At 62.9% G+C, this 22,710-nt stretch carries 23 protein-coding genes and 1 tRNA gene; 15 read left to right on the top strand and 9 right to left on the bottom strand.

Annotated elements, in window-relative coordinates:
* Positions 1 to 169 precede the first annotated feature (169 nt).
* The gene (locus tag HT585_RS30110) at positions 170 to 1,564 is read left to right on the top strand and encodes a lipopolysaccharide biosynthesis protein (RefSeq protein ID WP_176356455.1); all 1,395 of its coding nucleotides are present in this window, start codon (positions 170 to 172) and stop codon (positions 1,562 to 1,564) included.
* Positions 1,561 to 2,835, top strand: coding sequence for a GNAT family N-acetyltransferase (locus tag HT585_RS30105; protein ID WP_176356454.1), 1,275 nt, complete (start codon positions 1,561 to 1,563; stop codon positions 2,833 to 2,835). The genes HT585_RS30110 and HT585_RS30105 overlap by 4 nt, the downstream gene beginning before the upstream one ends.
* A 9-nt stretch (positions 2,836 to 2,844) precedes the next feature.
* On the opposite strand, the gene HT585_RS30100 is transcribed toward HT585_RS30105, so the two are convergent.
* The 5 genes from HT585_RS30100 to HT585_RS30080 form a co-directional block, all read right to left on the bottom strand.
* Complete coding sequence (locus HT585_RS30100) at positions 2,845 to 4,491, bottom strand: AMP-binding protein (RefSeq protein ID WP_176356453.1); 1,647 nt, start codon at positions 4,489 to 4,491, stop codon at positions 2,845 to 2,847.
* Positions 4,492 to 4,625: 134 nt separating this feature from the next.
* Entirely contained in the window at positions 4,626 to 5,213 is a 588-nt protein-coding gene (locus HT585_RS30095; protein WP_176356452.1) for a TetR/AcrR family transcriptional regulator, read from the bottom strand.
* 6 nt (positions 5,214 to 5,219) lie between these two features.
* Positions 5,220 to 5,528, bottom strand: coding sequence for a DUF3817 domain-containing protein (locus HT585_RS30090; protein WP_246708010.1), 309 nt, complete (start codon positions 5,526 to 5,528; stop codon positions 5,220 to 5,222).
* Between the two features lie 8 nt (positions 5,529 to 5,536).
* The gene (locus tag HT585_RS30085; protein ID WP_176356451.1) at positions 5,537 to 5,974 is read right to left on the bottom strand and encodes a CopD family protein; all 438 of its coding nucleotides are present in this window, start codon (positions 5,972 to 5,974) and stop codon (positions 5,537 to 5,539) included.
* A 186-nt stretch (positions 5,975 to 6,160) separates the two neighbouring features.
* Positions 6,161 to 6,245 (bottom strand) — tRNA-Leu (locus HT585_RS30080).
* Between the two features lie 321 nt (positions 6,246 to 6,566).
* Here HT585_RS30080 and HT585_RS30075 point away from each other — a divergent pair.
* The gene (locus tag HT585_RS30075) at positions 6,567 to 7,076 is read left to right on the top strand and encodes a disulfide bond formation protein B (RefSeq protein WP_176356450.1); all 510 of its coding nucleotides are present in this window, start codon (positions 6,567 to 6,569) and stop codon (positions 7,074 to 7,076) included.
* 114 nt (positions 7,077 to 7,190) lie between these two features.
* On the opposite strand, the gene HT585_RS30070 is transcribed toward HT585_RS30075, so the two are convergent.
* On the bottom strand, positions 7,191 to 7,748 hold the full coding sequence (locus HT585_RS30070; protein WP_077500992.1) for an HNH endonuclease: 558 nt from the start codon (positions 7,746 to 7,748) through the stop codon (positions 7,191 to 7,193).
* Positions 7,749 to 7,855: 107 nt separating this feature from the next.
* Positions 7,856 to 8,503 (bottom strand): DNA-3-methyladenine glycosylase family protein, encoded by a 648-nt coding sequence (locus HT585_RS30065; RefSeq protein WP_176356449.1) that lies wholly within the window; start codon positions 8,501 to 8,503, stop codon positions 7,856 to 7,858.
* A 54-nt stretch (positions 8,504 to 8,557) separates the two neighbouring features.
* Here HT585_RS30065 and gluQRS point away from each other — a divergent pair, with 54 nt between their 5' ends.
* Positions 8,558 to 9,448, top strand: a complete 891-nt coding sequence (gene gluQRS / locus HT585_RS30060) for a tRNA glutamyl-Q(34) synthetase GluQRS (RefSeq protein ID WP_246708009.1) — start codon at positions 8,558 to 8,560, stop codon at positions 9,446 to 9,448.
* 6 nt (positions 9,449 to 9,454) lie between these two features.
* Here gluQRS and HT585_RS30055 read toward each other — a convergent pair whose 3' ends face one another.
* Positions 9,455 to 10,336 (bottom strand): YihY/virulence factor BrkB family protein, encoded by an 882-nt coding sequence (locus HT585_RS30055; RefSeq protein WP_176356447.1) that lies wholly within the window; start codon positions 10,334 to 10,336, stop codon positions 9,455 to 9,457.
* Positions 10,337 to 10,518: 182 nt separating this feature from the next.
* Here HT585_RS30055 and HT585_RS30050 point away from each other — a divergent pair, with 182 nt between their 5' ends.
* The 7 genes from HT585_RS30050 to HT585_RS30020 all read left to right on the top strand — a co-directional run bounded on the left by HT585_RS30050 (position 10,519) and on the right by HT585_RS30020 (position 16,022).
* A complete protein-coding gene (locus HT585_RS30050) occupies positions 10,519 to 11,352 on the top strand; it encodes an SDR family oxidoreductase (RefSeq protein WP_176356446.1) in 834 nt (277 codons plus the stop codon).
* Positions 11,353 to 11,376: 24 nt separating this feature from the next.
* Positions 11,377 to 11,580, top strand: a complete 204-nt coding sequence (locus HT585_RS30045) for a twin transmembrane helix small protein (RefSeq protein WP_176356445.1) — start codon at positions 11,377 to 11,379, stop codon at positions 11,578 to 11,580.
* Between the two features lie 16 nt (positions 11,581 to 11,596).
* Positions 11,597 to 12,175 (top strand): cob(I)yrinic acid a,c-diamide adenosyltransferase, encoded by a 579-nt coding sequence (locus HT585_RS30040; RefSeq protein WP_176356444.1) that lies wholly within the window; start codon positions 11,597 to 11,599, stop codon positions 12,173 to 12,175.
* Between the two features lie 29 nt (positions 12,176 to 12,204).
* Positions 12,205 to 12,999: a rhomboid family intramembrane serine protease gene (locus HT585_RS30035; protein ID WP_176356443.1), complete on the top strand. Its 795-nt coding sequence runs from the start codon at positions 12,205 to 12,207 to the stop codon at positions 12,997 to 12,999.
* Positions 13,000 to 13,287: 288 nt separating this feature from the next.
* Positions 13,288 to 14,037, top strand: coding sequence for an electron transfer flavoprotein subunit beta/FixA family protein (locus HT585_RS30030; protein ID WP_176356442.1), 750 nt, complete (start codon positions 13,288 to 13,290; stop codon positions 14,035 to 14,037).
* A 25-nt stretch (positions 14,038 to 14,062) separates the two neighbouring features.
* A complete protein-coding gene (locus HT585_RS30025) occupies positions 14,063 to 14,992 on the top strand; it encodes an electron transfer flavoprotein subunit alpha/FixB family protein (RefSeq protein ID WP_176356441.1) in 930 nt (309 codons plus the stop codon).
* A 157-nt stretch (positions 14,993 to 15,149) separates the two neighbouring features.
* A complete protein-coding gene (locus tag HT585_RS30020) occupies positions 15,150 to 16,022 on the top strand; it encodes a 3-hydroxybutyryl-CoA dehydrogenase (RefSeq protein WP_176356440.1) in 873 nt (290 codons plus the stop codon).
* A gap of 77 nt (positions 16,023 to 16,099) precedes the next feature.
* On the opposite strand, the gene tlpA is transcribed toward HT585_RS30020, so the two are convergent.
* Positions 16,100 to 16,771, bottom strand: coding sequence for a thiol:disulfide interchange protein TlpA (gene tlpA / locus HT585_RS30015; RefSeq protein WP_176356439.1), 672 nt, complete (start codon positions 16,769 to 16,771; stop codon positions 16,100 to 16,102).
* Between the two features lie 26 nt (positions 16,772 to 16,797).
* Between tlpA and argH the strand changes: the two genes are divergently transcribed.
* The 4 genes from argH (at position 16,798) to HT585_RS29995 (ending at position 22,704) form a co-directional block, all read left to right on the top strand.
* Positions 16,798 to 18,201, top strand: a complete 1,404-nt coding sequence (gene argH / locus HT585_RS30010; RefSeq protein WP_176356438.1) for an argininosuccinate lyase — start codon at positions 16,798 to 16,800, stop codon at positions 18,199 to 18,201.
* 150 nt (positions 18,202 to 18,351) lie between these two features.
* A complete protein-coding gene (gene lptM, locus HT585_RS30005) occupies positions 18,352 to 18,546 on the top strand; it encodes an LPS translocon maturation chaperone LptM (protein WP_077501004.1) in 195 nt (64 codons plus the stop codon).
* 116 nt (positions 18,547 to 18,662) lie between these two features.
* A complete protein-coding gene (gene lysA, locus HT585_RS30000) occupies positions 18,663 to 19,931 on the top strand; it encodes a diaminopimelate decarboxylase (RefSeq protein ID WP_176356437.1) in 1,269 nt (422 codons plus the stop codon).
* A 151-nt stretch (positions 19,932 to 20,082) separates the two neighbouring features.
* The gene (locus tag HT585_RS29995; protein ID WP_176356436.1) at positions 20,083 to 22,704 is read left to right on the top strand and encodes a TIGR02302 family protein; all 2,622 of its coding nucleotides are present in this window, start codon (positions 20,083 to 20,085) and stop codon (positions 22,702 to 22,704) included.
* The last annotated feature ends 6 nt before the right edge of the window (positions 22,705 to 22,710 follow it).

The raw sequence follows: 22,710 nt of genomic DNA, 5'->3' as shown, positions 1-22,710 counted from the left end.
CGGCGAGCCTCTTTTCGGCGCCGGACGGGGTCCATCCGCTCGGCTCCCTCCCCAAGGCAAACCCGCCGACTGAACCGTTTGTTAACGCTGATCTGGCACAAGCAAACCCTGTATTGCGTAATCTCAGGGTGTTCTCGTGTTCATGGCGGTGTGTCAAACAGCCGGACGAATGCTGCCGTCAGCGCTTCGTCACCGCTTGTCTCCGCTAGGGGGCATGCTGGTCGCCGCCCTGACCGAACCCGACCCCAAAAACACGGCACGGCGCATGGCGCTGGTCGCCTTCGCCATCCGCATCCTCAGCGCCGCAATCGCCTTCCTGTCCCAGATCATTCTCGCGCGCCTGATGGGCGAGTTCGAGTACGGCATCTTCGTCTTCGTCTGGGTGCTGGTGATCCTGTTCGGCAACCTGTCCTGCGTCGGCTTCCATTCGGCCGTGATCCGGTTCCTGCCGGAATACCAGGCAACAGCGGCGCTGGACGAAATTCGCGGCCTGACGACCACCGCGCGCATCTTTGCCCTCGTGTCGGCAAGCACGCTCGCTCTCGTCGGGTTTCTGAGCCTGTGGCTGTTTGCGGAACGGATCGAGGGTTACTACCTCGTGCCGCTTTATCTCGGCCTGTTCATTCTGCCGATGATCGCGCTCGGCGACGTGATGGACGGCACCGCCCGGGCCCATGGTTGGCCGCTTTCGGCCATGAGCCCGACCTTCATCATCCGCCCTCTGCTGGTGCTCGCCTTCATGGTGCTGGCAACGACGATGGGCGCGCCGCACACGGCGCGCACTGCCATGGCCGCTGCCATGGCCGCCGTCTATGCGACGACCATCAGCCAGTTCCTCGTACTCACCTGGCGGTTGCGTTCGCGCTACGTCCGAGGACCGCTGCGCATCGAAATGGGACGCTGGCTCACGGTCGCGGTGCCGATCTTCCTGATCGATGGCTTCGGATTCCTGCTGACCAATTCCGACGTCGTCATCGTCGGCTTCTACCTGAAGCCGGACGATGTCGCCGTCTACTTCGCTGCCGCCAAGACGATGGCGCTGGTGCACTTCGTCATGTTCTCCGTCAAGGCGGCGGCAGGTCCACGGATTGCCGGAGCCATGGCCGCAAACGACCGCAGGCAATTGGCCGAGATCGCCATCGAAAGCGCCCGCTGGGCGTTCTGGCCGTCGCTGATGCTCGGGGCAGTCGTCTTGGCGGCCGGCCCGATCCTGCTCTCGCTGTTCGGCCCTGCCTTCGTCGGCGGTTGGCCTTTGATGGCCATCCTGTTCGCCGGCATTATGGCCAAGGCCTTCATCGGGCCCGCCGAAATCCTGTTGACGATGGCGGGCCAGCAGACGCTCTGCGTCATCCTCTACGCTTGTGCTCTGGTGGCAAACCTCGCGCTTAACTTGAGCCTCATTCCTCTTTTCGGATTGATCGGTGCTGCATTTGCAACCGCCGGCGCTATGTTCGTCGAGGCAATGCTGCTTCATTTCGCCGTAAGGCGCACCTTCGGCTTCGCGCTGTTCGCTTTTGCAAGCGGGCGTTCGGACCATGACAACAACGGGGCGATCCATCCATGATCGGCAATACCACTCTTCCCGGTGACGCAGACGACCGAGCTGCCCGCATCCTTGGCGGGCTGGCGCCGATGGGCCATTCCCATCCCCAGGCCGAGCATATGCTTGCGGTCGGACGCCCGGGACGGCATCTCTCGATCTACCCGGCCAAGGCTGGCTATGAATTGCAGGGCGAACTCGACTTCCTGTCGAACCGTGCGCTGGAGCCGAATGTTTTCTTCACCGGCCGTTTCCTGGCACCGGCGATGCCCAGGCTCGAGGAACGCGTGATACGGCTCGCCATCATCAGGGACAACAACGAGCGCCGCAGCCGCATGCGCTTCCTGATGCCATTTTCGATCGAGAAGCCCGGCTTTTCGATCGGCGCACCGATTATCCGCGCCTGGTCCAATCCCTTCGGCCCGCTTGGCGTGCCGCTGCTCGATGCCGAGGATGCGGCCGAAACCATCGACAACCTGTTTGAAGCCCTGACCAATCCGTCGGCAAGCCTTCCCCCCGTTCTGGTGCTGCCGGATGTGCGTCTCAAGGGCAAGTTCGCGCAGCTGGCGCGTGCCGTCGCCATCGGCCGAAACCTGCCGCTGACAGTGACGGACACGTTCAGCCGGCCCATGCTCGAAAGCCTGCTCGATGGCCCGACCTATCTGAAGAAGGCGATCAGCCCGGCGCATTTCCGCGAATTGCGGCGGCAATGGAACCAGCTGGAAAAGCTCGGGAAACTCGCCTACTCCGTCGCGCGCCAGCCGAGCGAGATCCGCATTCGCATGGAAGAGTTCCTGGCGCTGGAAGCGTCCGGCTGGAAGGGCCGCGAGCGCAGCGCCATGGTGCTCGACCGCTTCCGCGCGGCCTTCGCGCGCGAGGCGATAACAAACCTCTCCGAAGCTGACAGCGTTCGTATCCACACACTCGACCTCGACGGCAAGGCGATCGCCTCCATGGTCGTGTTCCTGATGTCGGGCGAGGCGTATACGTGGAAGACGGCCTATAACGAGCACTATGCAAAGTACTCGCCTGGCAAGCTGCTTTTGGCCGAATTGACGGAATGGCATCTCGACGATGCCAACATCGCCCGCTCGGATTCCTGCGCCGTTCCCGATCACCCGATCATGAGCCGGTTCTGGCAGCAGCGGGAAGAAATGGGCACGCTGGTCATCGGCCTGCAGCAGACCCGCGACCGCGACGTTCGCCAGGTCGCAGCGCAATTGCACCTCTACCGCAACACCCGCAACATGGCGCGGATGCTGCGGGAAAAGATCAAGGCGCTCGCCGGGCGTTGACCATCCTCCTCAGGCGACCTTGTGCGGCGGTTCCGCTGCCGCCTGCTCACGCAGGAACCGGCGAATGACCTTGCCAGACGTCGTCAGAGGCAGACTGTCGACGAACGCGATTTCGCGGGGATATTCGTGCATCGACAGCCGCGTCTTCACCCAGTCGCGGATCGATTGTGCGGTTTCTTCGTCGCCAGCCACGCCGGGCCTCAGGACGACATAGGCCTTGACGATTTCCGTGCGCAGCGCGTCCGGCTTTCCGACGGCCGCGGCAAGCTGCACGTCCGGATGCCCGGCAAGGCAGTCCTCGATCTCTCCGGGTCCGATGCGATAGCCTGATGACGTGATCACGTCGTCATCGCGCCCGAAGAAGGTGAAGTAGCCTTCGCCATCCATCACCCCCTGGTCACCGGTCGTCATCCAGTCGCCGATAAACTTTGCGTCCGTCGCCTTCTGGTTTTTCCAGTAACCGAGAAACATCACGGGATCCGGTCTGCGGATCGCCACCTGGCCGACAGTTCCGGCCGGCAACTCCCGGCCATCACCATCGATGATCGCCACCCGGTGCCCCGGCGCCGCCTTGCCCATCGAGCCCGGCTTGACCACGCCGAGATCGGCGGCCGATGAAATGACGATGTTGCACTCCGTCTGGCCATAGAACTCGCTGACCTCGAGGCCAAGGGCTCCCCTGGCCCATTCGAAGGTTTCGCGCCCGAGCGCCTCGCCGGCCGAACCGATGGTTCTGAGATTGAGACGGTACCGCTCGCGCGGCCTGTCGACCGCCTTCATCAGCCGCAGCGCCGTCGGCGGAATGAAGGCGTTGCGCACGTTCATCTCTTCCAAAATCCGAAAGGCGGTGTGCGGGTCGAACTTCTGCGCCGGCGACGAAACCACGGGAACGCCAAGCAGCAGCGAGGGCAGCAGCGCGTTCAGCAAGCCGCCGGCCCAGGCCCAGTCGGCGGGCGTCCACATCCGGTCATCAGGCTGCGGCAGGAAATGGTGGTGAAACTGGAATCCCGGGAGATGGCCGAGCAGCACCCGATGGCCATGCAGCGCCCCCTTGGGCGGCCCTGTCGTTCCCGAAGTGTAGATCATCAATGCCGCATCGTCGGGCGTGGTGTCGGCGGCAACAAAGCCAACGGCATCGCCTGCCGCAAGGTCGGCGAAATCGAGCGTTCCTGGCGTGGGCTCAGCGCCGCTCAGCACGACCAGCGGCAGCCCCGGCAGCCGGTCGCGAATGGCCGCGACACGCTCGTGACCGAACGCATTGGTGACGATCGCCGCCGCACCGGCGTCGAGCAGGCGATACTCCAGCGCCTCGACCCCGAACAGCAGCGCAAGCGGCAGGGCGATCGCGCCCAGCTTGTAGATGGCGGCGTGTGCAATGGCAGTCTCGAACCCCTGCGGCAGCAGGATCGCCACCCGGTCTCCGGGCTTGATCCCCTGGCGTTCGAGCCCGCGCGCGAAAGCCGACGATTGCTGAGAGAAAGCGCCATATGTCAGCGCCTGATGGGCGCCATCCAGGCTGAAATGCTGAAGACAGATGCGCTCCGGCTCACGCGCGGCCCAGGCATCGCTGACGGCCACGCCGATGTTGAACCTCTTGGGGATCTGCCACTCAAACGCGCGGTAGAGTTCGTCGTAATTTTCGATTGTCGGTAACATGGCCCCGCCGCGACAGAATTCTGCTGCACTGCACCTAACATCTTCGTCGGCTTCAGTTCAATCGCCAGCGCGACACGGGCTGTCCACCGACAGGCTCGCGCTTCCTCGTTCGTCGCCTCCACGCATTGCTGCCATCAGCGCGGTGGCTCTTCGGCAAGCAGCGTTCTGACGTGACCCAGAATGCGCCTGAAACCACCGAACCCGCCGCCACCCCGGGCGATCAGCACCGCACCTTGCCATGCGGCCGTTACGATCGCTGCGCGCGCCGACGCTTGCGCCGGCGACCAGCCCATCTCCTCGAGATTGCGCGTCAGCAGCCGTTCGATGTCCGCAAGCAGTGCCGTCGCCAGGTCGCGCATGGGCAAGGTCGTCGCCAGCGGATCGGCCATCGTCTGCCCCACCGGGCAACCGATGATTTCACCTTGCGCTGCGTAGAACATCTCGATGCGGAAAAACACCTGCTCGATCCGCTGCAACGGCGTCAGTTCGGACGCCTCGAAGATCGGCAGCGTCTCCCTGCGGAATTGCGCCACAGCCTGCTCGAACAGCGCCTCGAACAGTGCAGCCTTGCTGGGGAAATGATGGGTGATCTTGCCGAGCGAAATCCCGAGCGCAGCAGTAATCTCCGAGAACGAGGAGGCCCCGTAACCGCGAACGAAAATCAGCCGCCCGGCGGCATCGAGGATTTCCTCGCGCGTACGAAGCCCCTTGTCATAGCCCATGATGACCTACCTCACAGAAGCGATCGATCGACGGAAGAACCAGAAGGTGCCGCCCGGAACAAAGCTGAACAGCATCGCCTTGAACGCCCAGCCGCGCGGCTGATCGCCCAAGGACAGCTCGTTGATGACGGCCCAGATGTAAGTGAGGAAGGCAAGACCGTGCACGGGGCCGAGCACGCGGGTCACTTCGCCGTAGCCCAGGCCATGCTTCAGCGGCACGCCGACGAAGACGAGGAGCAGCAAGGTCGTACCCTCTGCGATCGCCGCGATACGCAGCAGGCGCGAGATCTGTCGGTTGGTTTGGTGTTCGGACATGGCCATTCCTATTTGATGACGGCAATGGAAACGAGGGTGGCGGTGAGTATGAGGCCTGCGATTTGCAGCACACGGATGCGGATTGCGGAGACGGTTTCTCGGCGCAGAGAAGCGACCGTTGCGGCTATGGCGCCGTGAAGCGCCATCATCGCCACGACAAAGGCAAGCTTGGCCTGAAACCAACCCTCGCCAAGCAACTCGGGTCCGCGCAGGAAGAACAGCGTCGCGCCCAGCAGAAGCGTCGCCAACATCGCCGGATTGACCGCCAGACGCAGGCAGCGTTGCTCCACCTCGCTCAACACATCGGCGTCGCCTCCCCGCGCCAGCACCTGCCGATGGCTGGCAAGCTGAACGACCAGCAGACACTGGCCGCCAAGCCAGACAATCACTGAGACGACATGCGCCGCCTTGACCCAGAGATAATAGGGAACAATCAGATCGAGCATCGTCAAATCCAAAACAGAAAGATCATTCTGTTTGTTGCCGAAATCGAATCAGAAGTCACTGCGACAAATCGGCAGTGACTTGGGCGACGTGAGCGATGAGATGACACTGTGCACGAAACGCATGATCGGGGTTCCGTCGATGACGGGAAGCCATGCTGAGGCGTCGTGCGGGGAAAGCTTAAGTGGTGGTGCCCCATGCCGGGGTCGAACCAGCACTCCTTTCGGAACTCGATTTTGAGTCGAGCGCGTCTACCAATTCCGCCAATGGGGCTCAGGGATGTAAGATATCAGCGGCTGGGATTTACACGAAGGTTTTTGCCGCGGTCAACCATCATTTTCAACGAATGCACGCTGGGCAAAAATGTGCACCGGTTTTACGAATGTATCGAACAGGAGAGCAGGAACGCGCAGCACGGCAGGCGATCCCGGGACATCTCGGCGCGGTTTGGCCGCGACAATCACGAAAGCGTGCAAACGTGACGCATGGCAGGCGATTTACAGCGTGTGTCGTCGCACCTAAGAAGGCCTTATTCAGTTGCAATGCAGCATATGTGGCCACTGACCCCTATGCTTTTTTCCGCGTGAGGTACGCATGATCGACGCTTCCACCGCTTCCCGCCATCACCTCGTCATCGCCGTTCTCCTGACGCTCGGCATGGCGGTGACCGTTGGCGGAGCGCTCGGTTTCGAGCATATCGGCGGCTACATCCCCTGCGCGCTCTGCCTCTTGCAACGCGACCCCTATTACTACGGCATTCCGCTCGGCATTCTGGCCGTCATCACCAGCGCCTTGAAGCTGCCCGCCTGGACGACACGCACCCTGCTTCTGGCGATCGGCATCCTGATGCTCGTCGGCGCCGGGATGGGTGTCTATCACTCGGGCGCCGAATGGGGCTTCTGGGAAGGACCGTCGACCTGCGCCACCACGGCGCAAGGTGTGTCGTCCAATGTCGGCGATCTGCTGGGCGACCTTGATTCCAAGCACGGCCCGTCCTGCACGGAGGCAGCGCTACGCGTGCTCGGCCTCTCTTTTGCCGGTTGGAACGTGATCGCCAGCCTGATCTTCGCAGCGATCGCGCTCCGCGGCGCTGCCAAGGCCTGATCCGCGAGGCTGACACGAAGCGGCCGGAAGCGGGCGCGCGTGACCACAGGTCACGCGGCTAGACTCAGCCCCTCATGATGACCTGACGATCCGGAAAGCGATGACCCGCAAACCTCAGGGCTGCAGTTCGACATCCCAGTAGAGATAGTCCATCCAGCTTTCATGCAGGTGGTTCGGCGGGAAAAGCCGGCCGTTGTTGTGCAGGTCCTGCACCGTCGGCTGGTAAGGCTTCTGGTGTGGGAACATGCCGGCCTGCTTCGGCAGCTTGCTGCCCTTGCGCAGATTGCAAGGCGAGCAGGCCGCAACGACGTTGTCCCAGGTCGTCTGGCCGCCATGCGCGCGGGGCACCACGTGATCGAAGGTCAGATCGTCGGGCGTGCCGCAATACTGGCATTCGAACTTGTCGCGCAGGAAGACGTTGAACCGGGTGAACGCCGGGTGACGCGACGGCTGCACGTAGCTTTTCAGGCAAACCACGCTCGGCAACCGCATCGAGAAGCTGGGCGAAGAGACCGAGTGCTCGTATTCCGCAAGGATAATCACACGGTCAAGGAAGACCGCCTTGATCGCGTCCTGCCAGGACCAGAGCGACAAGGGGTAATAACTCAGCGGCCGATAGTCAGCGTTCAAGACGAGCGCCGGTAAGGCCTGCGGTGAGACTGCAATCGTCAAGCGTATTCTCCTGATCGATTCGGCATCTGCACCTTCTATATTAGGCCCGTTGCAACAGGATTGTGAAGCAGGAAAGAAAAAAGCGAACCTTGGATTCGCTTTTTCCTTCAAGGTGTCACAGGAACAGCATCCCGGCGCATTTCCTGCGCGTAGTAGGCCCAGAACAGACGCGCCGCGACGCTGCGCCAAGGGGCCCAGGATGCTGCCAGCGAATCGATCTCGCGGGCGGTCGGGCGCAGCTCCAGGCCGAGCCCGTGGCCGATGGCGTTCTGCAGCGCGACGTCGCCGGATGGAAAGACGTCCGGATGCCCGGCGCAGAACAGAAGATAGACCTCCGCCGTCCACCGACCGACGCCCTTGATCGTCGTCAGCTCGCGGATCGCGTCGAGCGCGTCGACATTGCAGATCGCGTCGAGGTCGATGTCGCCGGCAACGACCGCCTGCGCCACCCGCCGCAGCGCATCGGCCTTGGCTCGGGAAAGCCCGATTGCGCGGCAATCCTCGTCGCTGAGCGAGAGCGCGGCGGGCGCGGTGATCTCGCCGAGCGAGGCTTCCATGCGATTCCAGATCGCCGCGGCGCTCGCCTTCGACACCATCTGCGATACGATGATGCTGGCGAGACCACGGTAGCCGGGGTCGGTTCGCCTGAGCGGTACTGGCCCGGCCCTGGCCACGACATGTTCGAGACGGGCGTCGAGCATCACCAGGCCGGCAAGCCCCGCCTCGATATCCTCATGTGTCCGGATGATCCGCATGGCGCCTCCAAAAAGCGGATGATTTTTATACCGCTTCCATGTCAAAGGGAAACGATGGCAGACACGTCATCCGCACAACCCGTTTTCCGTTTTGCACCGAGCCCGAACGGACTTTTGCATCTTGGCCACGCGCTGTCGGCGATGCTCAACCACGATATGGCGCAAGCGGCGAGCGGACGGTTCCTGTTGCGCATCGAGGATATCGACCGGACACGCTGCCGCCCCGAATTCGAAACGGCAATCTTCGACGATCTCGCCTGGCTTGGGCTTGAGTGGGAACAGCCGGCGCGTCGGCAATCGGACCACCTCGATCTCTACGCATCCGCGCTGAAGCGGCTTGATGACATGGGCCTCGTCTACCCCTCGGTGATGTCGCGCGGCGAGATCAAGGCCGCGGTTGCCGAGGCCGAAACCAAAGGCCGCACTTGGCCGCGCGATCCGGATGGCGCGCCGCTCTACCCAGGTAGCGAGCGCGATCTGGGGCACGACGCGCGCAACGCCATTCTTGCCGCCGACAAACCCCATGCCTGGCGGCTGGACATGCAAAGGGCAGCGCTTGCGGCCGCCGCAACGCCCCTGACCTGGCAGGAGACGGGCCATGGGCCGGAGGGAGAGACGGGCCTCATCGCAGCCGATCCGGCGGCCTGGGGCGACGTCATCCTGTCGCGCTCCGATGCGCCGTCGAGCTATCATCTGTCCGTCGTCGTCGACGATGCGCTGCAGGGCATTACCCATGTGGTCCGCGGCCGCGACCTCTATCACGCGACCTCGGTGCACCGCCTGTTACAGCGGCTGCTCGATCTGCCGGAACCGGTCTACCACCATCATCGCCTGTTGCTCGGCGCGGACGGCCGGAAACTCTCCAAGAGCAATCGCGACACCGGCATCCAGGCCTTCCGCCAGGCTGGCAGGACGCCTGCCGACATCCGCGCATTGATCCTCTGAAGGCGCTCAGTCCCCGGTCACACGCTGTCCCTGGAAGCTGCGCCGCACCATGCGCTTCACCCGATATTTGAGGATGGCGGCGTTGATCTCGGCACCGATGATGAAGATCGCCGCGACCATATAGAGGAACACCAGCACGATCATGATCGAGGCAAGGCCGGCATAGGTCGAGACGTAGGTCGCAAAGGTCGAGAGATAGTAGGCGAAGGTGTAGCCACCGATCGTCCAGCAGAGCAGCGTCAGGAAGATCCCTGGCAACACGTCGATCACCTTGCGATGCCCGTCCGGCAACCACAGATGCGACATGAACAACCCACCCGTCACCACGACCAGCGCCAGCGGCAGGCTCCAGTTGTCGACGGTCGCCAGCACCCCGTCGAGCCAGGGCAGCCATTCGCCGGCATAGCGAAGTGCCAGGGGAACGGCGACGAGAAGGATGCTGAGCGCCGCCAGGATCAGCACCCCGGCAATCACGAAGCCGAGGCTGGCGAGGCGCGTTACATACCAGTAGCGGCTTTCCGTCACCCTATAGGCACGGTTGAGCGACACCCGCAGCGCCTCGACACCATTCGAGGCGAAATAGGCGGCGGCAAGCACGGAGACGGTCAACAGCCCGCCGCGAGGGATGGTCAGCACCTGGACGATCTCGTTGGCGATCGGGGTCGCGATCGATTCCGGCCAGGCGTCGAAGATGAGATGGACGGCGGTCTCGGCAAACTGATCGGCCCCGAGGAAGCTGCCGAGCGCCGTGCCGAAAATCAGGAACGGGAAGACGGCGAGCAGAGAGGAAAGCGCCACATGGCTCGCCATGGCCCAGCCGTCGTCCAGACTGAAGTGCCATAACGCATCGAAAACGACTTTCCAGGTGATGCGTATAAACGATGGCATTTCCACTCCGGCCGAGTGGCACCAGGGTCACCTGCATTCGATGCGGGGCCTCCGATGCCGTTCCATGGCTTTGGCGCTAATCCGACCACGACAACGTACACGGGTTCGGGCTCGCGCAATTCAATTGTATCCCGCCGATGAATATGGGAAACGGGGGCAGGATTTCTACAGGAATCGACAGGATGTCCGATCGCCCCACAATCATTGTCACCGGATGTTCATCCGGGATCGGCGCCCATTGCGCCCGAGCGCTGCAGGCCGACGGCTGGCGGGTGTTCGCTACCGTGCGCCGTGAAGACGACCGTAGCGCCCTTGAAGATGAGGGCATCGAAACCTTCCTGATGGACTATACCCAGCCGGAAACGATCGCCGCCCTGGTCGAGGCGGTGATGGCGCGTTCGGGCGGCCGCATCGATGCGCTGTTCAACAACGGCGCCTATGGCCAGGCGGGTGCGGTCGAGGACCTGCCGACCGAGGCCTTGCGGCTGCAGCTCGAAACCAACGTCATCGGCTGGCACGACCTGACGCGCCGGGTGATCCCCGCCATGCGGGCACGTGGGTACGGCCGCATCGTGCAATGTTCCTCCATTCTCGGCATCGTACCCTATCGCTGGCGCGGCGCCTACAACGCCTCGAAGTTTGCGATCGAGGGGCTGTCTCTGACCCTGAAAATGGAGCTCGCCGGCAGCGGCATCGAGGTCAGCCTGATCGAACCCGGGCCGATCGCCTCCAGGTTCACCGCCAATGCGGTGACCTATATCGAGCGCTTCATCGACCTGAAGAATTCCGTTCACCGGGTCGAGTACGAACGGCAGTTGCGACGATTGAAAGGCGAAAGCAAGCCGGCGGCCGGCAAGCTCGGCCCGGAGGCGGTCTACGCCGTGCTCAAGCATGCGCTGACGGCAAAAAGACCGAAGCCGCACTATATTGTAACAAGGCCCGCCAGGCAGGGAGCGCTCCTGAAGAAGCTTCTGCCGGCAGCCCTGTTCTACCGCATAATCGGCCGCCTAGGCTGACTGTAAACGCAAGGAAGCATTTCGATGTCCAGTTTCTTCACCGGCCTGACCCTGCTCGTCATGGGCCTGGTCGTCATCGTTCTGATCCGCGGCCTCGTGAACATGGCCAAGGGCGGCAGCGGCAACACGTCAAACAAGCTGATGCAGGCCCGCGTCCTGTTGCAGGCGATCGCAATCGCCCTGATCATGCTGACGCTGTGGCTGACCGGCGGCGGCCGCCCGTCTTAAGGAACCTGACGACACCATGGTCAAGCTCAACAAGATCTACACCCGCACGGGCGACAACGGCACCACCGGGCTCGTCTCCGGTCCGCGCCGCCTGAAGAGCGACCTCAGGGTCGATGCCTATGGCGCCATCGACGAGACCAATGCCTTTGTCGGCCTGGCCCGGCAGCACACTGCCGATGTCGTCGATCTCGATGCCACCTTGATGCGGATCCAGAACGACCTCTTCGATCTCGGCGCCGATCTCGCCACCCCCGATACCGGCGAGACGCCGCAGTATGAGCCGCTTCGTATCGTCGCAAGCCAGGTCACGTGGCTCGAAACCGAGATCGACCGGCTGAACGCTGATCTTGAACCCTTGCGCTCCTTCGTGCTGCCGGCGGGCAGCGCCGCATCCGCAGCACTCCACGTCGCACGCACCGTTGCCCGCCGCGCCGAGCGGCAGATGGTGGCACTTGCCCAGATCGAAGCCGAAATCGTCAGCCGCGAGGCGGTCGCCTACATCAATCGGCTCTCGGATTTCCTGTTCGTGGCGGCCCGCTGGGCCAACGAAAAAGGTCACGCCGACGTCCTTTGGATTCCCGGGAAAAACAGATAACGTCCGGGAAACACGCTTCGGGAGACCGCATGTTCATACCGCTTCACGATAAGAACACCCTGAAGTACATCAAGGTTCAGTATGTGACGATAAGCCTGATCGTCATCAACATCGCTGTCTGGCTGATAACCGGACCGATCGCCACCGAAGAGTTCGCCAATGCGACGCTTCTGGGTTTGGGATACATCCCGGCACTCGTCTTCGACTATGCCCAGCTCGATCCGTCGCTGATCATCGTGCCCGATGGCTTCACCTTCATCACCTACTCCTTTCTGCATGGCGACTTCATGCATCTGGCGATGAATATGCTGTTTCTCTGGGTGTTCGGCGACAATGTCGAAGATGCGCTCGGGCATTTTCGCTTTCTGGTGTTCTATTTCGCCTGTGCCGCTGCCGGAGCCCTGGCGCACGGCCTGCTCGACCCGGCATCGGAAGCGCCGCTGATCGGCGCCTCGGGCGCGATCTCCGGCGTGGTTGCCGCCTATTTCCTGTTGCATCCGAAGGTGCGCGTCTGGGTTCTGGTGTTTTTCCGCATCCCCCTGCCCCTGCCGGCGGCCATTCCGCTCGCCTTCTGGATCGGCCAGCAATTCTTCATGCTGGTGGTCGATCCGGGCAGTGGCGTATCGTGGAGTGCCCATGTCGGCGGCATCGTCGCCGGGCTCGTGCTGGTGGTCGTTTTGCGACGCCGCGGCGTCCCGCTTTTTGACCGGACGATCGTCACGCCACGCGCCGTCGAACACAAGGTCACATCCGTCGCCGTCACGCCGCAACCGGTGCCGGAAAGCCGCAAACCGCCGACACCCTGGGGTCGCCCAACGGTGTAAACTGGCGTACCTTGCGGTTACGGACACCACGTTTCCTCATTATTTCAATGGCTTGATATCGGAGTGACGGAAGGGAGTTGCCCGTGATGCCGCACCTGCGAACAGGTCTTGCAACGACACTTTCTTACGTGTACGTAAACGTTATTCCAATTCTCGGGATTATATCGATTTAGCGCCATGCACAGTGATTGTAATTGGAGAAAAAACGCGTATCGATGTCGCCAACCGACAATCAGGCGGCTCCGTTAAGGCGCATTTTCCTGCGAAAGCTCTTGGAGGGAAGAATCCATGAAAATACTTGTGACGGTTAAGCGGGTGGTTGACTACAACGTCAAGATCCGGGTGAAGGCGGATGGTTCCGGTGTGGAGCTGGCGAATGTGAAGATGTCGATGAACCCGTTCGACGAGATCTCGGTGGAAGAGGCGCTGCGGCTGAAGGAAGCCGGCAAGGCCGACGAGGTCGTGGTCGTATCGGTCGGTCCGGCCAAGGCCGAAGAGACGTTGCGCACCGCACTCGCCATGGGCGCCGACCGGGCGATCCTGGTCGAGACCGAAGACCAGGTCGAGCCGCTCGCCGTTGCCAAGATCGTCAAGGGTGTGGCCGAGGCCGAACAGCCCGGCCTGATCATCGTCGGCAAGCAGGCGATCGACGACGATAGCAACCAGACCGGCCAGATGCTGTCGGCCTTGCTCGGCTGGGCACAGGGCACCTTTGCCTCCAAGGTCGAGATCGGCGACGGCAAGGCAACCGTGACCCGCGAAGTCGACGGCGGCCTGCAGACGATCGACATCAAGCTGCCGGCAGTCGTCACCACCGACCTGCGCCTGAACGAGCCGCGTTATGCCTCGCTTCCCAACATCATGAAGGCGAAGAAGAAGCCGCTCGACAAGAAGACACCTGCCGATTTCGGCGTCGACACGACGGCCCGGCTGAAGGTGCTGAAGACCGAGGAGCCGGAAGGCCGCAAGGCCGGCATCAAGGTCAAGTCGGTGGCCGAACTGGTCGAGAAGCTCAAGACCGAAGCCGGCGTGCTTTAAGTTTCAGGAAAGGGAGAACAAAACCATGGCTATTCTGCTTCTGGCTGATCACGACGGCAGCCACCTTTCCGACCAGACCGCCAAGGCGCTGACGGCAGCCGCCAAGATCGGCGGCGACGTGCATGTGCTGGTCGCCGGCACCAGTGCCAAGACGGCAGCCGACCAGGCCGCCAAACTTTCCGGCGTCGCCAAGGTGCTGGTGGCCGAGGACGCAAGCCTTGCCAACAATCTGGCCGAGCCGCTCGCAGCCCTCATCGTCTCGCTTGCCGGCTCCTACGACACCATCCTTGCCGCGGCCACTTCGGCCGGCAAGAACGTGCTGCCGCGGGTTGCAGCCCTTCTCGACGTTGTCCAGGTCTCGGAAATCACCGAAGTTGTCTCTTCCGACACCTTCAAGCGCCCGATCTATGCCGGCAACGCCATCCAGACGGTGCAGACGAGCGAAGCCAAGCGCGTGATCACCGTACGCACCGCCTCGTTCGCCTCCGCCCCCGAGGGCGGCTCTGCTTCGGTCGAGACGGTTTCGGCTGCCGCCAATCCGGGTCTTTCGAGCTTCGTTGCCGATGCGCTGTCGTCGTCGGATCGCCCGGAGCTGACCTCTGCCAAGATCATCATCTCGGGTGGCCGGGCGCTCGGTTCGGCGGAGAAGTTCCAGGAAGTCATCCTGCCGGTTGCCGACAAGCTCGGTGCAGCCGTCGGCGCCAGCCGCGCTGCGGTCGACGCCGGCTACGCCCCGAACGACTGGCAGGTCGGCCAGACCGGCAAGGTGGTCGCCCCCGATCTCTACATCGCCTGCGGCATCTCCGGCGCGATCCAGCATCTCGCCGGCATGAAGGATTCGAAGGTCATCGTCGCCATCAACAAGGACGAGGAGGCACCGATCTTCCAGGTCGCCGACTACGGCCTCGTCGCTGACCTGTTCGAAGCCCTGCCGGAGCTTGCAAAGGCGCTGTGACCTTTCGCCAACCGCGCCGCTGGAGCCTCAAGGAAAAGGACTGGCAAAAGCGCGGACTTGGCATTAACAATCTACCGGGCCGGCCAGACCGGCCCGGTATTTTCGTATATGACGGCGGCACGGCCGCCAAAATTCTTGAAGATGGATGTTCGCCGCGATGATCAAGACGGTCGGAATTATTGGTGCCGGGCAGATGGGCTGCGGCATTGCGCATGTTTCGGCCATGGCTGGATACAAGGTCCAGATCTACGATCTTGCCGCTGATCGCATCGAGGCCGGACTTGCCACCGTCAACGGCAACCTTGCCCGGCAGGTGTCATCCGGCAAGATGACCGATGAGGCCCGCAAAAGCGCGCTGGCCTTGATCAAGGGCTCGTCCGATATCAACGACCTGTCCCAGGTGGACCTCGTCATCGAGGCCGTCACCGAAGACGAAACCATCAAGCGCAAGATTTACGGCCAGGTATGTCCCATCCTGAAGCCGGAAGCACTGCTTGCGACCAATACGTCGTCGCTGTCGATCACCCGACTGGCGTCTGCGACCGATCGCCCGGAAAAATTCATGGGCATCCACTTCATGAACCCGGTTCCGGTCATGAAGCTGGTCGAGCTCGTGCGCGGCATCGCGACGGACGAAGGCACGTTCAAGGCGGCCAAGGAATTCGTCAGCACGCTCGACAAGACCGTCACGGTCGCCGAAGACTTCCCGGCCTTCATCGTCAACCGCATCCTGCTGCCGATGATCAACGAAGCGATCTACACGCTCTATGAAGGCGTCGGCACGGTCGAGGCGATCGATACCGCCATGAAGCTCGGCGCCAACCACCCGATGGGTCCGTTGCAGCTTGCCGACTTCATCGGCCTCGACACCTGCCTGTCGATCATGCAGGTGCTGCACGATGGCCTGGCGGACTCCAAGTACCGCCCCTGCCCGTTGTTGGTCAAATACGTCGAAGCCGGCTGGCTCGGCCGCAAATCCGGGCGCGGCTTCTACGACTACCGCGGTGACGTGCCGGTTCCGACCCGATAAGTCTCTGCCTGTTCCAGAAATTCAAAGCCCGGCGAAACGCCGGGCTTTTCAGTTTTCAGATGATGACGTCCGCCCGCTCAGCTGCCGGCAGCAGGCGCGATTGCCGCTCCGATCAGCGCCTTGGCGTCATCGCTGTCCCACGCGGCCGGGCCATTCATCGAGCCGATCAGGCATCCCTTGTCATCGATGAGCAAGGTTGCCGGCAGGCCGAAGGCTAGGCCTTCCTTTTTCAGATTGTTGAAGACGCCCATCGACGCATCGCGATAGTAGCGAAGATCATGCACCGCGGTCTCGTTAAGGAAGGCCTTCGGCTTTTCGTCGTCGCCGACGTCGATGTTGATGGCGACCACCTCGAACTTGTCGCTGCCGAGCGACTTCTGCAACGCGTTGAGCGCCGGCATCTCCTCGCGGCAGGGCCCGCACCAGGTGGCCCAGAGATTGACGAGCATCGTCTTGCCGGCAAAGGCTGCAACCGTCGTCGGCTTGCCTTCCGGGTCGTTGAAATCGAGCGCGATCGGGCGTGGCGATGCGGCCGGCGACATCGCCGCCACTTGCCCCTTCATGAACGGCGTCAGCGAGGCGACCTTTTCGCCGGTGAACGGGCAGCTGGCAGCAGCCGTTTCGGTCGGCTCGGCATTGCCAGACCCCGTCTCCTTCACGTATACCGCTGCCGCACCGACGATCACGCCGAACACGGCGGCGAGCGCGAACAATTTCACGGCCGGGGGGGATTTCTTCTGGTCGGGCATTTCATTCTCCAAGGCGGGCATTCTTCATGGCTGACGGCAATTCCGAAACGAAATCCTCCAATCAGATGTGGGGCGGTCGCTTCGCTTCGGGTCCGGACGCGATCATGGAGGAGATAAATGCCTCGATCGGCTTCGACAAGAAGCTCTATGGCCAAGACATCCGCGGCTCAATAGCGCATGCGACCATGCTTTCGCATCAAGGCATCATTTCGGCCGAGGACAAAGACAAGATCGTTCACGGCCTCAACACGATCCTGTCAGAGATCGAGAGCGGCCAGTTCGAGTTCTCGCGCCGCCTCGAAGACATCCACATGAACATCGAGGCGCGGCTTGCGACCCTGATCGGGCCTGCCGCCGGCCGGCTGCACACCGCCCGCTCGCGCAACGACCAGGTGGCGCTCGACTTCCGCCTCTGGGTCAAGGAAGAGCTGCAGCGCACCGAAAAGGCGCTGACCGGCCTGATCGCCGCCTTCCTCGACCGCGCCGAGGAGCATGCCGAGACCGTCATGCCCGGCTTCACCCACCTGCAGACGGCCCAGCCCGTCACCTTCGGCCATCATTGCATGGCCTATGTCGAAATGTTCGGCCGCGACCGGTCGCGCGTGCGCCACGCCATCGAGCACATGGACGAAAGCCCGATCGGTGCCGCCGCCCTTGCCGGCACCGGTTTCCCGATCGACCGTCACATGACTGCGAGCGCGCTCGGCTTTGCCGGGCCGACCCGCAATTCGATCGACACGGTCTCCGACCGCGACTTCGCGCTCGAGTTCCTGTCGATGGCATCCATCACGGCCACGCACCTGTCGCGCCTTGCCGAGGAGATCGTCATCTGGTCGACGCCGCAGTTCGGTTTCATCCGCCTGTCCGACGCGTTTTCGACCGGCTCCTCGATCATGCCGCAGAAGAAGAACCCGGATGCCGCCGAACTGGTGCGCGCCAAGACCGGCCGTATCAACGGTTCGCTGATCGCCCTTCTGACCGTGATGAAGGGCCTGCCGCTCGCCTATTCCAAGGATATGCAGGAAGACAAGGAACAGGTTTTCGACGCCGCCGAGAGCCTCGAACTCGCTGTTGCCGCCATGACCGGCATGGTGCGCGACATGACCATCCGCACCGACCGGATGAGGGCGGCCGCCGGCTCCGGTTATTCGACCGCAACCGACCTTGCCGATTGGCTGGTGCGCGAAGCGGGCCTGCCCTTCCGCGATGCCCATCACGTCACCGGCCGCGCCGTGGCGCTCGCCGAACAGAAGACCTGCGACCTCGCCGATCTGTCGCTCGAAGACTTGCAATCGATCCACCCCCAGATCACCGCCAAGGTCTTTGATGTGCTGACCGTCGAGGCCTCGGTCGCCAGCCGTACCTCCTTCGGCGGTACGGCTCCAAACGAGGTTCGCAAGCAGATCGCCTGGTGGCGCACCCGCAACTGATGCTTGTTTCCCGAAACCGCCCGGCGGTTTCGGGGCAATGGCCTGTCTCGGCACAAGGGTCTGAAACACGTCGCAGAATCAGGGTGCACAAGCGCCGGAAAAATCGATAAGACATCGCACCAGCATCAGTCTCCGCGAAGGAAAATCACGATGACATTCACGAAGGCGGCCCGGTTTGCGCTTCTTCTGGCGATCCCCGGGCTGGTTCTTGCCGGTTGTGGACGCAAGGGCGACCTCGACCGACCCGGCTCGACGGCACCGATCAACACCCTGACCCCTGCCGGAACCGTCGAAAAGAAAGAACAGGCTGACGACCGCCGTTTCCTGCTCGATCCCCTCCTCTAGAGCCTTCCGGTTCAGACGGAGTGTAGAAACGCTCTATCTCTTTGTTTCAACGCATTTCCGGACGGAAAAACCGCTTCGCACTTTTCCTGGAAATGCACTAAGCCGAGCCACGCCCCGTGAATCATTTCGAATACCGCGACGGAATTCTCTACGCCGAAGACGTGCCGGTGACCGACATCGCTCGTGCCGTCGGAACACCCTTCTATTGTTATTCGACCGCAACGCTCGAGCGGCACTACAAGGTCTTCTCGAAGGCCTTTGCCGACGTCGATGCGATGGTCTGCTACGCCATGAAGGCCAATTCCAACCAGGCGGTGCTGAAGACGCTCGCGCGCCTCGGCGCCGGCGTCGACGTCGTGTCCGGCGGTGAGTTGCGCCGCGCGCTGGCCGCCGGCATTCCGGCAAGCCGGATCATGTTTTCGGGCGTCGGCAAGACGCCGCAGGAAATGGATCTGGCGCTCGAAGTCGGCATCTACTGCTTCAACGTCGAGTCCGAGCCGGAGCTCGAGGTCCTGAACCAGCGCGCCGTACGCGCCGGCAAGCGTGCGCACGTTTCCTTCCGCATCAATCCGGATGTCGACGCGCGCACCCATTCGAAGATCTCGACCGGCAAGAAGGAAAACAAGTTCGGCATTTCGTGGGAGCGCGCCCGCGCAGTCTACGCCCATGCCGCAACGCTGCCCGGCATCCAGGTCACCGGTATCGACATGCATATCGGCAGCCAGATCACCGAGCTGCAGCCCTTCGACGACGCCTTCAAGCTCTTGCGCGAACTGGTCGACACGCTGCGCAGCGATGGCCATGCGATCGATCATGTCGATATCGGCGGTGGTCTCGGCATTCCCTACAAGGAAGACAACAATCCGCCGCCGCTGCCCGACGCCTATGCCGACATCGTCAAGAACCAGCTGCAATCGCTCGGCTGCAAGATCGTCACCGAGCCGGGCCGGCTGATCGTCGGCAATGCCGGCATCCTTGTGACCGAGGTCATCTACGTCAAGGACGGCGGCGACAAGACCTTCGTCATCGTCGACGGCGCCATGAACGATCTGATCCGCCCGACGCTCTATGAGGCCTATCACGAGATCAGGCCTGTGCGCATTTCAGCGGCCAACGCCCCCCGCATCAAGGCCGACGTCGTCGGGCCTGTCTGCGAGACCGGCGATTATCTGGCCCTTGACCGCGAAATGGCCATGCCGAAGCCGGGCGATCTCTTCGCCATCAGCTCGGCCGGAGCCTATGGCGCCGTACAGGCCAGCACCTACAACAGCCGGCTGTTGATCCCGGAAGTCCTGGTCAAGGGCGATCGCTTCCACGTGATCCGGCCGCGCCAGAGCTACGATGACCTGATCGGGCTCGATTCCGTCCCGGACTGGCTCGACTGACCACCCATGATCGGACGATGATCTGTGGATCGCCCGCGCGGGCGATCACGATTTTGTTGTCGCCCTCGTCTTCGCCACAAACGATGTTATCCTGAGCCTTCAATAGGTCGGTCACGAGCGGTCATGAGCGGCCGAAAGGGAACTTGGGCGGATGACGCAATTCCGGCAGGATGAAACGCCACAACCGAAGTCTTTTGCCAGAACGCTGGCACTGAAGAGATTTGTCGCACGGGCGGTGTTGATCGCCGAGCAGGTTTTGCCGCGCGCCCTCGTTCCCGCTTCGATCGTCCTCCTGTTTCTGTCGGCTGCCTGGCTCGGCCTCTTCCGCATCGCTCCGCTTTGGCTGCATGCGGTCCTGCTCTTGGGCTTTCTCGTCGCCTTCGTCGCTTCTCTCGTTCCACTGACCCGGTTGAGATTGCCTGGCAATGTCGATGCCGACCGCATGCTGGAGGAACGCAACGACCTGCCGCACCAGGCGATCCGCGTCCAGGACGACATGCCGGCAACCGGCGGCGCCTTCGGCCAGGCCCTGTGGCGTGAACACCAGACGCGCATGGCGGGCATGATCCGCGCGCTCGACACAGGGCTGCCGCGTCCCGACATTGCCCGCCACGACCCCTTCGCGCTGCGCGCCCTGCCGGTGCTGATCGCCTGCGTCGCCTTCGCCTATTCCTACTCCAACCGGGCAGGATTGCTATCGGACGCCTTCCACCTGCCGCAGCCTGCAAGCGAAGTCGCCGACATAAGGGTCGACGCCTGGGTGACGCCGCCCGCCTATACCGGGCGCGCACCCGTCTTCCTCACCGGCCGCCAGGGCGTCGCCTCCCCGGCCGACGAAACGGCGGCAATCACCATTCCGCAGTTCAGCGACCTGACCGTGCGCGTCACGGGAGCCGGCACCGACGAAGCCGTCCGCTATTCGGAAAACGGATCGGCGGAACCGATCATCATACCGACGGCCGGCGAAAAACCCGACGAAAAGGCTGCAGCAACGCAGCCGGCCGCACAGAAGGCGCCCGACGCCAATGCGGTGCGCAATCACCTCTACAAGATCGTCAAGGACGGGGAGCTCTCGGTCGGCGGGCAGAAGTGGACGTTCAAGATCACGCCCGACAGCGTGCCGCAGATCGCCTTCGACGGCCTGCCGAAGCCGACGCCAAACGCGTCGCTCGACATCACGTTCCTCGCATCCGATGACTACGGGATCGCCCAGGCCTGGGCCGAGATCAAGCCGCTGGACGAGCCGGTGAAGGACGCACGGCCGCTCTATCCGCTTCCCGAATACCGGCTCGACCTGCCGCGTCGCAATGCCCGCGAGGCCAAGGGAACGACCAGCCGCAATCTCAGTGAACATCCGCTCGCCGGAAAGCGCGTCCGCATCACGCTCGTTGCTCGCGATGCCGCCGGTCAGGAAGGTCGCAGCGTGCCACAGGACATGATCCTGCCGGCACGGCAATTCTTCAATCCTCTGGCAGGTTCAGTCGCCGAACAGCGCCAGGTCTTCGCGCTCAACGCCAACGATCTGCCGCGGGCGATCGACCTCAATGACGCGATCGCCAGTTTCGCCGAGGAAACGATCCCCAATCTCACCCATTTCCTGCTGTTGAAATCGGCGCGCTCGCGCATGGCGCTGGCGCGCAACGACGACATGCTGCGCGATGCCGCCAAACATCTCTGGGAAATCGCGCTTGGCATCGAAGACGGCGATCTGTCGCTTGCCGACCGCCGCCTGCGCGATGCGCAGCAGGCGCTCTCGGATGCGCTCGAACGCAACGCGCCCGACGAGGAAATCGCCAAGCTGATGAAGGAGTTGCGCGAAGCCATGCAGGAGTACATGCAGGCGCTTGCCAAGGAGGCCGCGAAGAACCCGCGCATGGCCGCCAATCCGGATCAGAACAATGTTCTGCGCCAGCAGGATCTGGAAAAGATGATGAACCAGATCGAAAACCTGGCGCGCTCGGGCGCCCGCGATCAAGCCCGTCAGATGTTGTCCGAACTTCAGCGGATGATGAACAACCTGCAGGCCAATCGCGGTCAGCAGCAGATGGGCGAACAGAACAACGCCATGCGCCAGCAGATGGACAAGCTCGGCCAGCTGATGCAGGAGCAGCAACGGCTGATGGACGAGACGTTCAAGCTCGACCAGGCGCAGCGCGACCGCATGCAGCGCGGCGACCCGCTGCAAGGCGAGGACAACGAGCTCTACGGCCAGGAGATGCCACAGGATCCCGGCCAGCGCGGTGACGAGAACGGCGAGCAAAACCCGCTTGACGACATGACGGCCGAGCAGCTGAAGGAGGCGCTGAAGCAGCTGAAGCAGCAGCAGGATGCACTGGGCAAGCAGCTCGGCGAACTGCAGAAGGGGCTCGAAAGCCTCGGCATCAAGCCCGGCAAGGGTTTCGGCGACGCCAAGCGGGAAATGGACGGCGCCTCCGGGTCACTTGGCAAGGGCCAGGGCGAACCGGCCGTCGGCAGCCAGGGCCGCGCACTGCAGGCGTTGCGCGAAGGCGCCCAGGACATGATGAACCAGATGCAGGCCCAGGGACAGGGTCCCGGTCAGGGCGTACCGCAATATGGCCAGAATGGCCGCGATCCGCTCGGTCGGCGCCAGCAGAATGCCGGTCCAGATTTCGGCGACCAGGTCAAGGTGCCGGACGAAATCGATACCCAGCGGGCACGCGAGATCCTCGACGAAATCCGCCGGCGGCTCGGCAACACACTGTCGCCGGAAGCCGAACGCCAGTATCTTGAGCGCCTGCTCGACATGCGCTGACACAGC

This window comes from Ensifer oleiphilus, from assembly GCF_013371465.1.
In the GTDB taxonomy this organism is placed as follows: Bacteria; Pseudomonadota; Alphaproteobacteria; order Rhizobiales; family Rhizobiaceae; genus Ensifer; species Ensifer oleiphilus.
The sequence above is the reverse complement of the archived record's forward strand: the minus strand, read 5'-3'. Positions and strand labels throughout refer to the sequence as shown.